The 13,834-nt window shown below is 72.6% G+C and carries 13 protein-coding genes and 1 riboswitch; of the genes, 4 read left to right on the plus strand and 9 right to left on the minus strand.

What is annotated here, in order from left to right; genetic code table 11:
• Nucleotides 1-357 precede the first annotated feature (357 nt).
• Nucleotides 358-804, minus strand: a complete 447-nt coding sequence (locus CIK81_RS16450) for a SufE family protein (RefSeq protein ID WP_096164319.1) — start codon at nt 802-804, stop codon at nt 358-360.
• Nucleotides 801-1,706, minus strand: coding sequence for a sulfurtransferase (locus CIK81_RS16455; RefSeq protein ID WP_096164318.1), 906 nt, complete (start codon nt 1,704-1,706; stop codon nt 801-803). Before CIK81_RS16455 ends, CIK81_RS16450 begins: the two co-directional genes overlap by 4 nt.
• Nucleotides 1,707-1,872: 166 nt before the next feature.
• Between CIK81_RS16455 and CIK81_RS16460 the strand changes: the two genes are divergently transcribed.
• A complete protein-coding gene (locus CIK81_RS16460; protein WP_096164317.1) occupies nt 1,873-2,295 on the plus strand; it encodes a VOC family protein in 423 nt (140 codons plus the stop codon).
• A 102-nt stretch (nt 2,296-2,397) separates the two neighbouring features.
• Here CIK81_RS16460 and CIK81_RS18630 read toward each other — a convergent pair whose 3' ends face one another.
• The 4 genes from CIK81_RS18630 to CIK81_RS16480 are packed head-to-tail and all read right to left on the minus strand — an operon-like array spanning nt 2,398 to nt 6,728.
• Nucleotides 2,398-3,609 carry an inositol monophosphatase family protein gene (locus CIK81_RS18630; RefSeq protein ID WP_096164316.1) on the minus strand — a complete coding sequence of 404 codons (1,212 nt, stop codon included), beginning with the start codon at nt 3,607-3,609 and terminating at the stop codon, nt 2,398-2,400.
• A gap of 26 nt (nt 3,610-3,635) precedes the next feature.
• Nucleotides 3,636-4,697 carry an asparaginase gene (locus CIK81_RS16470; protein ID WP_241964232.1) on the minus strand — a complete coding sequence of 354 codons (1,062 nt, stop codon included), beginning with the start codon at nt 4,695-4,697 and terminating at the stop codon, nt 3,636-3,638.
• Complete coding sequence (locus CIK81_RS16475; protein ID WP_096164315.1) at nt 4,694-5,437, minus strand: SRPBCC domain-containing protein; 744 nt, start codon at nt 5,435-5,437, stop codon at nt 4,694-4,696. Before CIK81_RS16475 ends, CIK81_RS16470 begins: the two co-directional genes overlap by 4 nt.
• 40 nt (nt 5,438-5,477) lie before the next feature.
• Nucleotides 5,478-6,728 carry a methyltransferase domain-containing protein gene (locus CIK81_RS16480; protein WP_114355915.1) on the minus strand — a complete coding sequence of 417 codons (1,251 nt, stop codon included), beginning with the start codon at nt 6,726-6,728 and terminating at the stop codon, nt 5,478-5,480.
• 93 nt (nt 6,729-6,821) lie between these two features.
• Nucleotides 6,822-6,937: riboswitch (SAM riboswitch) on the plus strand.
• 29 nt (nt 6,938-6,966) lie between these two features.
• On the opposite strand from CIK81_RS16480, the gene CIK81_RS16485 reads away from it, so the two are divergent.
• On the plus strand, nt 6,967-8,031 hold the full coding sequence (locus CIK81_RS16485) for a hypothetical protein (RefSeq protein WP_114355916.1): 1,065 nt from the start codon (nt 6,967-6,969) through the stop codon (nt 8,029-8,031).
• 103 nt (nt 8,032-8,134) lie between these two features.
• Here CIK81_RS16485 and CIK81_RS16490 read toward each other — a convergent pair whose 3' ends face one another.
• Nucleotides 8,135-8,602 carry a DUF3817 domain-containing protein gene (locus CIK81_RS16490; protein WP_114355917.1) on the minus strand — a complete coding sequence of 156 codons (468 nt, stop codon included), beginning with the start codon at nt 8,600-8,602 and terminating at the stop codon, nt 8,135-8,137.
• Between the two features lie 193 nt (nt 8,603-8,795).
• Between CIK81_RS16490 and CIK81_RS16495 the strand changes: the two genes are divergently transcribed.
• Both CIK81_RS16495 and CIK81_RS16500 read left to right on the plus strand, forming a co-directional pair.
• A complete protein-coding gene (locus tag CIK81_RS16495) occupies nt 8,796-9,440 on the plus strand; it encodes a GPP34 family phosphoprotein (RefSeq protein WP_114355918.1) in 645 nt (214 codons plus the stop codon).
• A 106-nt stretch (nt 9,441-9,546) separates the two neighbouring features.
• Nucleotides 9,547-10,092 (plus strand): CPBP family intramembrane glutamic endopeptidase, encoded by a 546-nt coding sequence (locus CIK81_RS16500; protein WP_114355925.1) that lies wholly within the window; start codon nt 9,547-9,549, stop codon nt 10,090-10,092.
• Nucleotides 10,093-10,227: 135 nt separating this feature from the next.
• Here the strand turns inward: CIK81_RS16500 and hrpB are convergent, their stop codons facing one another.
• Nucleotides 10,228-12,801, minus strand: coding sequence for an ATP-dependent helicase HrpB (gene hrpB / locus CIK81_RS16505; protein WP_114355919.1), 2,574 nt, complete (start codon nt 12,799-12,801; stop codon nt 10,228-10,230).
• Nucleotides 12,802-12,955: 154 nt separating this feature from the next.
• Complete coding sequence (locus CIK81_RS16510; protein ID WP_096164309.1) at nt 12,956-13,507, minus strand: hypothetical protein; 552 nt, start codon at nt 13,505-13,507, stop codon at nt 12,956-12,958.
• Between the last annotated feature and the right edge of the window lie 327 nt (nt 13,508-13,834).

Here is a 13,834-nt window from a genome sequence, read left to right on the forward strand (position 1 = left end):
CGGCCGGCCGCCGTGCGCGCGGGGGTCGCCGCTGCGCCCTCGGCGCTCAGAGCCGAAGTCGTCGCGTCCTTCCGGGCCCTGGGACCCGTCCCGCTGCCAGCGGCCTGCGCGGTCGAAGCCGTCCCCGAATCGGGGCTGATGAGGAGAGTGATGGTGTCGCATGGGGCGACCCCCTTCCTGTAGAAGTAGCATCACGATATATCGTTATGTATCGCGTGGCAAGGCCTCGTGGCGTCCGCCATGTCGGGTCATCCGCGGCGGCGCGCAGTCCGCCGAGGGGAAGGACGGTCCCTGCGCAGCGAACGGCGCCGGGCCCCCGCAGGGATCCGGCGCCGTTCGGTTCATTGTCCTAGCAGGTCAGAGGCCGGCCTTCTCGCGCAGCTGGCGCTTGATGCGAGCGAGCATCCCGGCCATGCCGTTCAAGCGCAGCAGGCTCACGACCTCGGCCAGGCCGAGCTCCCCGGTGACCGTCTCCGGGGTGTCGATCACCTCGCCGACGGTGCGGCCGTCCAGGGCCTCGGCGAGGATCGCGGCGAAACCGCGGGTGGTCGGGGCCTCCGGTGGGGCGGAGAAGAACAGGCGGGCGATCGCGTCGCGGCCCGATCCCTCGACCTCGGTGGCCAGGAAGATCGGGGACTGGCATTCCGGGACCGGCTCGAGCAGCTCGGGATGCTCCGCATAGCGCTCGGGCAGCTCCGGCAGGCCGTTGGCGAACTCCAGCAGCAGCTGCAGGCGGTCCCGGCCGGTCAGGGCATGGAAGTCGTCGGCGATCTCGGCGAACGCCTCCGGGAGAACGTCGCTCATCGGGCGGCGACCTCACCTGGTTCCGTGCCCACGGCGATGGGCAGGCGCACGGCGTTGCCCCACTCGGTCCAGGAGCCGTCGTAGTTGCGCACGCTGTCGAAGCCGAGCAGGTACTTCAGCACGAACCAGGTGTGGGACGAGCGCTCGCCGATGCGGCAGTAGGCGATGACCGGCGCGGAGGTCTCGAAGCCCAGCTCGCCCTGGTAGATCGCTTCGAGGTCCTCACGGGACTTGAAGCGGCCGTCCTCGGCGGCGGCACGGCCCCATGGGACGGACAGCGCAGTGGGGATGTGCCCGCCGCGCACGGTGCCCTCCTGCGGGTAGTCCGGCATGTGGGTGCGCTCGCCGGAGAACTCCTGCGGGGAGCGGACGTCGACCAGCTGGCCGCCCAGGAAGTTGAGCACGTCCTCCCGGTAAGCGCGGATCGGGGCGTCCTCGCGCTCGATGTGCGGGTAACCGGACGTGGCAGCGGGACGACCGTCGTCGGACGTCGTCATCTCGCGACCCTCGGCCTGCCACGCGGCGCGGCCGCCGTCGAGCAGACGCACGTCCGGATGCCCGAACAGCTCGAACACCCACAGGGCGTACGCGGCCCACCAGTTCGACTTGTCGCCGTAGATCACCACAGTGGTCTCGCGAGTGATGCCGGAGGCGTCCATGAGCTTCGCGAAGCCGGCTCCGTCGACGTAGTCGCGGGTGACCGGGTCGTTGAGATCCAGGTGCCAGTCGATCTTCACGGCGCCGGGGATGTGGCCGGTCTCGTAGAGAAGCACGTCCTCATCGGATTCGACGACGACCAGCTCGTCGCTGCCGAGGGTGTCGGCGAGCCACTGCGTGGTCACGAGCTTCTCGGGGTGGGCGTACTCCTGCAGGGCAGGACTCGGATCGACGGGAACGGTCATGGAGGAACCTTTCGAACGCTGGATGGACTGGATCCAGTCTGTCACTGCCGGGCGCTCGGTGGGGATCCGTGAACTGTGCTGCGAGCGGACGCCTCGAGGAGGTCGGTCCTCGCACCGGGCTTCCGCCGCTCTTCCCACGGCGGGCCCGGGCTCCTACGGTGGCTCCATGGAGAACCTGGAGCAGGAATCCCTCATCCCGAAGCTCGACCTGATCGTCCTGGACTGTCCCGACGCGATGGAGCTCGCGACGTTCTACGCGAAGCTGCTGCGCTGGCGGCTCGAGGAGGGATCGGACCGTGACTGGGCCACGCTCTCCCCGCCTCGCGGCGGCCTCACCCCGGAGAATCCGGACGGCGACGCCACGCTCGCCTTCCAGCGGATCGACGACTACCAGGCGCCGAGCTGGCCCGGCGGCGCCCACCCCCAGCAGTTCCACCTCGACTTCGCGGTGCCGGACATCGACAAGGCCGAGCCGCGCGTGCTCTCCCTCGGCGCGGCCGTGCACGAGCACCAGCCCTCAGGATCGGGCAGCTTCCGGGTCTACGTCGATCCCGCCGGGCACCCGTTTTGCCTCGTCCAGAACACGTGAGGGTGCCGGCGCCCCGACGGCTCTGACCCGGTATTCGACCATGCTGAGGGTCGCGCCACCTGGATGGGCAGGGTGCCCACTATCGACGGACCGGAACGGTGGTCAGTAGAACCCCTTGCCGATCACGGCGTGGCGGACCCCGCCCGTCGGATCATCGACATCGCCCGAGTAACGCGGAATGACGTGCAGGTGGGCATGGAAAACGGTCTGGCCGGCGGAGGCCCCGGCATTGAAGCCGACGTTGTACCCGTCCGGGGCGTGCTCCGCGTCCAGACGTGCCTTCACGACGTCGACGAGCTCCAGGGCCTCGCGCATCTCCTCGGGCGACGCGTCGAACCAGGTCGGGATCTGCCTGACCGGAATGATGAGCGCGTGACCGGGGGATACCGGGTGCGCGTCATGCACGGCGAAGGCAAGAGAGCTCTCGGCGATCCGCTCTCTCCGCGGGATCCTCGTGAACGGCGAGGACGCGACGTCCTTCTGCTCGGGCAGTGGTGCATCCTCTGATAGCCGCGCCTCCGTTGCCGCCCGCGTGACACCGAGCAGGGCATCGAGTTCCTCCACGGTCTGCGGCCGCCCGACGACGATCAGCTCGCCGGCCGGGTCGGTGCGGACCGCGCCGCCGGCCTCCTCGGCGAGGAGCGTGCCGCCCACCAGATCCCAGATCTCGTTGCGGTACGCGACCATCGCGCCGAGCTGCCCGGTGACCAGCAGCCCCCAATCCGAGGACGGCGCCCAGCTGCGCAGCACCCGCTTCGTGCCGCGTTCGAGGGAGGTGAAAAGGTCGTTGCGGCGCTCGTCGTCATGGCCCACCTCGTACCCCTGGGTGAACGCGACGGTGGTGCGGTCCAGCGGGACCCCGGTGCCGAGCACCAGGCGTCGGGGCTCCTTGTCCTCGCCCTGGGAGAGCCACGCGCCCGCGCCGGCGATCGCCCAGAAGGTGCGCCGTCGCGGGGAGTCGTGCACGACGGCGACCAGCGGACGGTCTCCCTCGCACAGGGTGATGCACACGCCGTAGACGTCCAGGCCCAGCACGTAGTTGTGGGTGCCGTCCAGAGGGTCGATCAGCCAGCGGTGGCGGGCTCCCGCCGCAGCGCCCTGCTCGCCCTCCTCCTCGCCGAGGATCGCGTGCTCCGGGTAGCGCTCGCGCAGCGCCTGAACGATCCGCGCCTCCGCCTCACGATCCACGTGGGTGACGAGATCGGCGCCGGTGCCCTTCGCCTCGATCCGGGCGGTGTCGTGCTCGGCGACGGCGAAGTCGCCGGCCTCCCGGGCGAGGGTGATGGCCAGTTCTGCTGCGCTGCGAAGATCCACCCGTCGACAGTAGCCGTGCGCCGGGACTAGGACGCGTAGGTCTCGAAGGACTCGCGGATCCGCGGCCCGGAGGCTCCGTCGGCGAGCAGCACCTGCAGCAGCAGGCGGGCCTTCGCGGGCGGCAGGTGCCCGGCCATGAGCGCTCCGGCCTCCAGCAGGTCCACCTCGCTTCCCGGATAGGCGTAGTGGTGGGTGGAGGTGCCGCCGGAGGGGATCCTGGTCGCGACCACGACGGGCACGCCGTCGGCCAGCAGGCCGCGCAGGCGCGGCATCGCGGCGGGGGAGACGTGCCCCATGCCGACCCCGGCGATCACCAGGCCGGAGAGGAGCTCCGCGGGCAGGTGATCGAGCAGATCGAAATCGTCGTCGAGCCCGGCCATCAGCGTCGGCACCCGGGGCAGACGCCCGAGCGGTGCGTCGGGCAGGACGACGGCGCGGCGGGGGAGGGGCTGCAGGAGACGCAGTTCGGCGCCGTCCACGATCGCGAGCGGGCCCGACGGCGTGGAGGCGAAGGCCGCGACCGAGCGCGAGGAGACCTTCGAGACCTGGTCGGCGAGATGCACGTGACCGTCGAACACCACCAGCACGCCGGCACCGCGGGCCGACGGCGACGCCGCGGTGCGGGCGGCGTCCTGCAGGTTCGCGGGCCCGTCGGCGCCGGGCGCGCTCGCCGGACGCATCGCCCCCGTGACCACCAGCGGGGCCTCGCGATCCCACACGCGGTTCAGCAGGAACGCGGACTCCTCGAGGGTGTCGGTGCCGTGGGTGAGCACCACCCCGGCGGCCCCGGCGTCGACCGCGTGCCGGGCCCGCTCGAGCACCTCGGCCAGATGGTGGGGGCGCACGTCGGAGGAGGAGACGTTCGCGATCTCGTGCGCGATGAGCTCGATCCCGTCGATCAGGGTGCTCGTGAGGCGCTCGCCGGCCGCTGAGTCCGGTGCGGCATGGCCGCCGTCCTCGCCCTGGGTCATGAAGATGGTGCCGCCGAGGGTCAGCAGGGTGATGGCGGATGGTGCGCCGGAGGCACCGGACGGGCTGGGCACCGAGGACGGGCCGGGGGCGCTGGACGGGGGCGACGTGCTGGTCACGACAGGTCCGGCTCCTCACCGAGGTAGAAGGCGGCGGTGCGCACGGACGCCTTGCGGGCCGGCTTCTTGTCCGCGCCGGAGGCGACGTGCGCCTCGTACCAGGCGTCCGCCGTGGCGCGCGTGAACTCGGCGCCCTCGGGGGAGCTCGCGAAACGGCCCAGGCGACCCATGAGATCGGCCGACGGGTCCTGGAGGTGCAGGGCCAGTCCGTACAGCGCACCGTCCCAGCCGCAGCCGGTCGCGGCCGGGCCGAAGGTCGCCCAATGGGCGTCGGCCGGGACCGTGTGGCGCAGCTCGAAGCGGGTGCGCGGCGCAGCGGTGCCCACGGTGCCCGCCTCCGCAGCGGTCCCGGCTGCTGCTGCCTCGGCCGACGCCACGTCCGCGGCCGGGGCGTCGCCGTCGGCCCCGGTCTCCTCCGCAGGGGTCACCAGCAGTTCCATCTCGCTGCGGCTGTTGCCGAACTCCCAGCTCAGCAGCAGGCGGCGCGGAGCCTCGACGGCGAGCACGCTGCCGTGGGTCTCCATGTCGGGCAGCGTGTAGGCACCGCCCTCGACCACCTCGCCGCTGGCGCGACCGAACCACACCTCGAGGTGCGAACCGATCGTGAGCGCCGACCACAGCTCCTCGGGGTCCACGGGGAAGGTCTGGGCGAGGGAGACGGTGTTGCCGTTCTTCGCGGGAGCGACGGTGCGGGTGACCTCGGTCAGCTGGGTCTCGGGGGTGGGAGTCGATGAGGACAAGGGGGTGCTCCTTCGTCAGGCGGGGTTCGAGCCCACTGTGTCAGGTGGTGGAGGTGCGGCGCAGGCGCACGATGACCTCGGCGTGCTCGGTGTGGGGGAACATGTCCACGAAGCGACCGGCGGTGACGCGCACAGAGGGCATGGCCGCGAGGTCCGTGGCCAGCGTGGTGGGATTGCAGCTGGAGTAGACGATGTCACGTACGCCGGACCGCTCGAGCCACGCGGCGAGCTCGGGGCCGATCCCGCGGCGCGGCGGGTTCACGACCACCACGTCCGGTGGGCCGTCCTCGCCCGCGGCCTCCCGGATCGCCCAGGCGGTCGCGTCGTCGGCGAGGAAGGTGGCCGGGAGGCGCTGCGCGGCGGCCGACTCACGGGCTCCGTCGATCGCCTGCGCGGAGACCTCCACCCCGGTGACCCGTGCAGAGGGCAGGGCGCGAGCGACGTGCAGGGCGAAGCCGCCGAGACCGCAGTACAGGTCCCAGATCCGTGGGGCAGGTACCGCCGCGGGGCTCGCGGGGTTCGCGCGGCTCTCTGGGTTCTCTGGATCTGCGGATGCCTCGCCTGCGGGAGTGTCTGCTGCGGTGCGTTCCTGGAGGATCTCGCTGATCCATGCGGCGCCCTGACGGTAGAGATCCCCGGCGACGCCGGTGTGGGTCTGCAGGAAGGACTGCGGGCGGGCGAACAGCGTGACGTCCCCGGTGCGCACGGCGATCGAGGACGCCCCGGCGAGAGGGATCTCCTGCTCGCCCTCGACGCGCGTGGTGTGGTCCGGATGGATGTTCGAGGTGACCGCGATGACCGAGGGGTGGGCGGCGAGCATCGCGGGCAGGTGCTCGCGGATCCGGCCCAGGGCCTTCTCGCTGCGCAGCACCAGGCGCAGCAGATGCTCGCCATCGGGCGACGCGGTGACCAGCACGTTCTTGAGCTCGCCCCGGCGTCGGGCCACGTCATAGGGCGGTACCTGCGCCCGACGGATCAGGGCCTTCGCCCCCTCGAGCACGGCCTCGACGCCGTCGGGATACAGGGGGCAGTCGCAGAGATCCGCGGTGAGCGCCTGACCGGGCAGGCCCAGGACTGGCTCCTGCGCGGTGCCGCCCACCGCCATCTTCCCGCGGGCGCGGAAGCCGGACTCGGCGCCGACGATCGGAGCCTGCCAGGCGGCGCCCGTCGCGAGGAACGGGGCCAGCAGCGTCTCGACGCGCTCGCGCCCCTCGGCGACCTGCCGGGGGCGGGGGAGGTCCAGGAGAGTGCACGACCTGCACTCCCCGGACTCGAAATGATGGCAGCGCACCCCCGGAGTCTACGGGGCGACGGTGAGCGGAGCCGGCACCGAGCCAGGGCGCGGAGCTTCGCATGTCAGTGCCCGCGCGTACCGTCGCAGACGGGTCATGAGACGCGGCTGCACTCCTTCGACAGAGGCCGCGCGGCAACCGGAACCGAACCCGGTGCCCGTCGAGGAAGACCCGGTCGGAGAGCATCCGCTCCTTCGGTCAGCGGACCCGTCCGGGCCCACGTCGGAAGGCCGAACGATGCACCACGAGAACGATCCCTCCGCGAGCACCTGGCGGGACCAGCTGATCGAGCTGGACCTGCCGGGCGTCGGCGCGATCACGGCCTGCGCCGACCCGGCGCTGTTCGCCGACGAGCCGGAGGGGCCGACGGTCGCGCCCGGGGCTGCGCCCGGGGCTGCGGCCGACGGAGAGGACGAGGACGAGCTCGCCTATCGCCGGCGTCGGCCCACGACACCTCCCGCACCCGAGACCGTGCGCGCCACGCTGAGGGACCGGGTGCCGTTCGACCTCGAGCACACCTGGCTGGTGCTCCCGGCGCTCGGCCCCGTGCTGCCCACGCTGAGCCCCGAGGGCATGATCGTCGCCGACCTCAGCGGCGGCCAGGCGCCGTTCGAGGCGCGCCCGCGGCCGACGGACCCGCCGAGCCGTCCCAGCCGGGAGGGCGCGAGCGCAGGGGCTCCGTCGGGTGGCGGGCGCACCTCGATCCGGCCCCCTGAGCGCAGCTGGTTCCGTCGGCCGGTGATCGCCGGCGCCCTGCGTCGTCGTGGGGGCCCGGTGGCACTCGGAGCGCTCGTCGGCTCGCGGCGCGACTGGTTCGAACCGGCCGCCGCGGCCCGGGAGGATCTGCTCGCCGCCCATCCGGACCAGGCGCTCGAGCGTGCGCTGCTGATCGCCGTCGAGCAGGGACAGGCAGCCGTGCTGCGGATCGGCCCCGGAGGCCTCGACGTGATCCCCACCGGGGCGGATCCGCGGGTGCCGGAGATCGAGGGGCTCGACCTCCTGGTCACGGAGCGGCCTGCGCGGTGCCCGTTGCAGGGGCGCGACGGGGAGGGACCCTGCCGTCCCCAGGGCGGCCCCTGGATCCGGGCTGCGCACGAGGCGCAGGTGAACTGGGAGGCGCGACGGTCGCTGGCGCTCACCGTGCAGGCCTGCGGGGTGTGCTTCGGGGAGCCGCTGCCGCCCGAGCCCGATCAGCCGCAGGTTCCCCAGCTCTCCCATCGCGAGTCCGTGGTGGAGATCAGCCGGCTGCATCTGCGCGACGGCGAGATGGTGCGCATCGACCCGATCGCGCCGCCGCGCTGAGCACCCCAGAACGGGCAGGACGAGAGGAGGGGAGGACGAGATGCGGGGAGGCGGAGGCTCGCGGTCGGGGAGCGTCCCGACAGCGGACCTCAGGCGCAGATGATCAGGAGAACCACTCGGTGGGCGGGCCCAGCGACAGCAGCACCGAGAACACGATCGCGACCACGACGATCGCGATGAGCGCCGCCGGGAGGGGATGGCGCAGCCCGAGGGAGGCCACCTTCTCGAGCGGCTTCCGGCCCGGCTCCGTGCGCAGCCGCCAGGTCTCCCCGAGCAGGCCCCGGCGAATCGCGGAGCGCTCGAAGGGCACCGTCATGTACGGGATGACCGCCGAGACGATCCCGAGCAGCACGTCGCGGAGCTTCCAGCGCTGATCGATCGCGACCAGGACCGTCACCACCAGGTAGGACAGGAAGGTGAAGCCGTGCAGACCGCCGCCGATGCGCACCAGCACGTCGGTCACCTGCAGGACGTACTTCAGGAGCATGCCCGCCAGCAGGAGGGTCCAGGTGACCATCTCGGCGAAGGCGAGCACCCGGTAGAGACGGGAGGGCGTGGAGAACAGGCGCATGGCCCCCATCGTGCCAGGACGACCTGGGTCGCGTCCGTACGGAGCGGCGCAGCATCCTCGCGGCGTGCGGGAGGGCGTGCTTCCGCTGTGCACTCCCACTGTGGATTCCCACGGTGCGGGCCATCGGAAAGTCGTGTCCCGGACCGACCTCCGCAGGGTGGATCCTGCACGGGCTCGGGGCCACACTGGCGACATGTCCACCATGACGATCCCCGCAGAGCTCTTCCTGTTGCTGACCAACGACGCCGGCCGTCAGGACGCGACCCAGTTCCGCAAGCCGGCGCTCGCGGCCGCCGCCGTCGTCGAGCTCACCCTGCGCGAGAAGGTGGCCATCGGGACAGAGCGCAACCCGAAGGTGACGGTCACCGACGCCTCGGCGCCGGAGATCCCCGAGCTGGACCAGGCCCACCGGGCGATCATCGTGCTCGACGGCAAGCGCCTGAAGTCCGTGATCTCCCACCGCTCGATGGACCTCACCGAGGTGCTCGGCGACGGACTCGCCGCGGCCGGAGCCGTGGAACGCAAGGACGGCTGGATCCTCACCAGCTGGCCGGTGAAGGACCCTGCGCTGGAGACCGCGCTGCGCAGCCGCCTGGCCGCGGCGATCGCGGATCCCTCGCGAGCGAGCCTGCAGGATGCGATCCTGCTCGAGCTGCTGAGCGCGATGAAGATCGCCCATCGCCTCCTCCGGGAGGAGACGGGCGGCATGAGACGTCGTGAGCTGGACAGAGTGGTCAAGGGACTCGCCGTCGATCATCCGGCGGCCTCTGCGCTCCGCCGGATCCTGGACGAGATGAACACTGCTATCGCGACGCAGGCTGCGATGATGGCGAACTGAGCGATGGCGAGCGCTCCGGCTGGGACGTGCTGCTCACGTGATCTCGCCAGGGGAACTCAGGTCGCTCGTCACCAGCGCTGAGCCATTTCTCGAGAGGCGGGAGTTCATGGTCGAGTTCGTGCTGTACTGCGTGCCCGCCGCCGTGTACCTGGTCGTGCAGCGTCGCCGAGCAGATACCTCTTCCACTCTCGCTCGCCAGCGGCTCGGCGCCGTTCGAGGTTCTCCATCGGCGTATGGGTGGGCGGCACTCCTGCTGGCGCCGCTTCTCCTCGCAGCGTGGCTGGCGATCGTGGCGATTCCGGATGATGTGCTGGCAGCTCCTGGAGTGTCGATCGCTCGACCCACGTCAGTCGGTGTCGCGCTCGGTGTGGTGCTGAGGGCTGTCGGGGAAGAGGTGCTGTTCAGGGGACTTCTCGGAGGCGTGTGCCTGCGGAGGCTCGGCTTCGGGCGGGGAAATCTCCTCCAGGCGGCGATATTCCTCCTGCCGCACCTTCCGCTGTTGCTCATCGATGTTCGGGTGTGGCCGGTCATCCCCGTGCAGTTCGCGGCCGGGTGGCTGTTGGGCTGGCTTCGTCATAGGACCGGGAGCTTCATGCCCGGTGCGCTCGTTCACACGGTCAGCAATCTGGCCGCAGGGCTGTTCGCGGGGTAGACGCTGCCGGGTCCGGGACGCTGTTCACGCGGCCGCAGTCAGCGCGGGCTCGGCGGGGAGGTCGCGTCGTGCCACCCCTCGCGCTCCCTCTGCACTGTGGCGGAATCACCTCGCCACGGAGGCCGAGCACCCGGGCTACCGTCCGGCGGCCCGCTTCGTCCGGGCGGTCGCCGGCGCGGTCCAGGGATCCTCGGGCCAGGGGTGCTTGGGATAGCGACCGCGCATCTGCTTGCGCACGTCCTGGTAGGGCCCGTCCCAGAAGGACCGCAGGTCATCGGTGATCGCGAGCGGCTGGCGAGCCGGGGAGAGCAGATGGAACAGCACCGGCACCCGGCCTCGCACCACGCGCGGCGTCTCGGACAGCCCGAACAGTTCCTGCAGCTTCACGGCGACCACGGGGCGGCCGTCCTCGGCGTCGGGCGCGGGATAGTCGATGCGGGCGCTCGAGCCCGAGGGCACCGCGAGCCGCTGCGGCGCCAGGGCATCCAGCTCCGCGGCCTCCGGCCAGGGCAGCAGATGGCGCAGCCCTCCGGCCACGTCGACCGAGGTCAGGTGCGTGGTGCGGGCCGAGAGCTGCGGGGCCAGCCATGTCTCCACGGTCGACAGCAGCGACGCCTCGTCCATCGCGGGCCACGGCGCTCCGAGCTCACGGTGCACCAGAGCCAGACGGGCCCGCAGCGAGCGTGCCGTGTCGTTCGCGGGCAGGGCGTCCAGCCCTCGGGAGCGCACGTGGGCGAGGACCGCCGGCACGGTGTCCTGCTTCGTGGCAGGGACCGGGGTCGAGGACAGCTCGATCGCCCCCAGCGCCCGCCGCGCCCGCGCCCGGACGGTGCCGCTCTCGAGCACGGCGGTGCGCTCATCGCGCAGCAGATCCGCGCCGGCCAGGAACGCGTCCTCCTCGGTGAGCGGGGCAGCGGTGCGGATCACCGCCCCGGTCCCGTCGGCGGCCCGCCCCTCGGCCCTCTGCACCTCCCAGACGGCGAGCCAGGGCGCTGCCAGCAGTCCGCTGCTCTCCGGGAGCGCCGCCCGGGTGCCCGAGGCGAGCAGGTAGGAACGGGAGCCGTCCTCGATGCGGCGCGCGATACGTTCGGGCCGGGCCAGGGCGAGGATCGCTCCCGCCTGCTCGGCGGCGTCCGGCGAGGTCACCCGCCTCGCGCCCCTCGAGGAGTCGCCGAGTGCGTCCCGGGCGATCCGGGCGAGACGGTCCCGCTCCCGGGCCCAGCGCTCGGTGCCCGGCGCGCGAGCCGACCTCAGCTCCTGCAGCAGGCGGGGAAGATCGGCACCGACGGGCCGATGGTCGTCCGAGACGGCGGCGACCACCTCTGCCGCCCGACGGGCGCCGTCCCGGCCGGGCAGGCCCCGGGCGCCGTCGACCAGGGCGCGGGCCTCGCGGACCCCGATCGGCATGCGCGACACCCGGGTGCCGGAGTCCGTGGGCAGGCCCGAGGCGTCGACGAGGGAGAGCGCCCTCAGCGTCTGCTCCGCAGCGGTGATCTCCGCAGCGGGCGGCGGAGTGAGCAGGGCGAGACCGTCCCCGCGCGGGGTGCCCCAGCAAGCGAGCCACAGCGCGGCATCGGTGAGGTCGACACTCGTGATCTCCGGGGCGGACTGCGCGGGCATACCGGCGAGATCGGACTGCGCGAACACGCGCACCGCATGGCCGGGGCCCAGGCGGGCGGCGCGGCCGGCCCGTTGAGCGGTCGCGGCGCGCGAGGCGCTCACCGTGACCAGCCCGGACATGTCACGGCCCCGGTCTCGGCGCACTTCCCGGGAGAGCCCGGCATCGACCACCAGATGCACTCCCGGCACGGTCAGCGAGCTCTCCGCGATCGATGTGGAGACCACGATCCGCGGCGGCTCCCCGGGACGCCGACCGCCGGTGGCGCGGTCCTGCTGCGCGGCGGGCAGGCGCCCGTGGAGCGCGAGCACCTCGACCTGCTCACCGACGAGGCCCCGCAGCCGGGAGACCACCTCATCGACCTCGCGGGCACCGGGCACGAACACCAGGGCGTCGGATCCCGCCTCGCGCTGTGCCCGGGCAGTGGTGCGGGCCAGGTGGTCGAGATAGTCCCGCGTGATGCCGCGGGCATCGAGGCGGAGCGTGGGAGAGGGCGCGTAGGAGAGGGTCAGCGGGTGCAGGGCGCTGGGCACGTCGACCACGGGCGCGTCGTCCAGGAGGGCGGAGACCGCGCCGGCGTCGAGCGTGGCGGACATGGCGCCCACCAGCAGATCCTCACGCAGCTGGCGCACCTCGGCGAGCATCCCCAGCAGCAGGTCCGTCTCGAGCGAGCGCTCATGGACCTCGTCGAGCACCACTGCGGCGACGCCGGGCAGCGCGGGATCGGCCAGCAGGCGCCGCAGCAGCACCCCGGGGGTGATCATCTCCAGCCGGGTCGAGCGGCCCACCTGGCGCTGGCCGCGCACGGTGAACCCGACGGGCCCGCCCAGCTCGCTGCCGTCCAGCAGGGCGATCCGGCGGGCGGCGGCGCGCACGGCGACCCGGCGCGGCTGGGTGACGAGGGTCAGGCCCTCGGCGAGGTTCGCGACCAGCGGCGGCACGAGCGTGGTCTTACCGGTGCCCGGAGGGGCGGTGACCACCATCGCGCCGCGGCGCGCGGCCGCTTCGAGCTCCTCCCGCGCGGACGCGACGGGGAGCCCTGCCCCGATGGCGTCGAGATCGAAGCGGTGCGGGGGAGGGGGCGAGGGCATTCCCCCATGATGCCGCGCCGGGCGGTCAGGGGCCCAGTCGCTGCCTGTCCGGGGTCTGCTTCCCGCGTGCCCAGCAGTTCAGATCATCCGGGCGCGGGCCCGGGTGCGGGCCGGGACCGGGGGCGGGTGCGCTGGCGGTGTCGGGTGCGGCGGGTCAGTTGATGAGGTCGAACTCGACCTGGTCAGTCTTCTCGCAGACGCTGGTCACGGAGATCGTCCACTGCTCGATAGCGGCTGTCTCGCCGAGGGTGATGTCCTCGAGCGGACGGGCCTCGCCGCCGCCCAAGGAGGCGGTGAGCTGGGCGTTCTCGCCGGAGATCCCGGTGGCCTCGATGGTCAGCGTCTCGCCGTCGCGCTCGGGGAGATCCGGGGTCGAGGACTCGCCCACCTCGGCGAAGTAGGCGCCCTCGCCGGAGCAGGCCGCAGGAGGCTCGAAGCCGTCGGGCGCCGGGGTCACCGCGATGGGCTCGACCGGCATGGAGGCGGCGGTCTGGCCGCCGCCGTCGGACGTATCGGCCACGACGGTGCCGTCGGACTCCCCGTCACCGCCGTCGTCGGACGTCGCGGACTCTCCGGACGCCGCAGAGGAGTCCTCCGCCGCAGGATCCGAGCCCGCACTGCAGCCGGCGGCGAGCAACGTCACGGCGAACAGCGCGCCCACCAGACGGACGGGCAGCGGACGGCGGGGGAGCGAAGTGAGGGACACGCGAAACCTCTCGGAACGGACTGACGGGCGCGCACTACGCTACTGGAGCCCTGCGCACGGGCCACCACGCACGTGCCACCATCGAGGAAGCCCCCGAGGGTCGGGAGCATGACGAAGGCGGGAAGGAGACCGGCATGGGAGCGAAGTCGTCGCGGCGCACGAGGCGACAGGGCACCCCTGCAGCCGGTCCCTCGGCCCAGGCGCGACGAGCGCCGACCCCGCCGGCCCGACCCCGCGCCCTCCGACCCCGAAGCGCTGCGGCGGGAGCACTGACCCGCGCGCGCCGTCCGCCGCCCCGTCGACTGGACCGCGACCGGCCGCCGCCGC

The sequence above is a fragment of the Brachybacterium sp. JB7 genome, assembly GCF_003335205.1.
Lineage (GTDB): Bacteria > Actinomycetota > Actinomycetes > Actinomycetales > Dermabacteraceae > Brachybacterium > Brachybacterium alimentarium.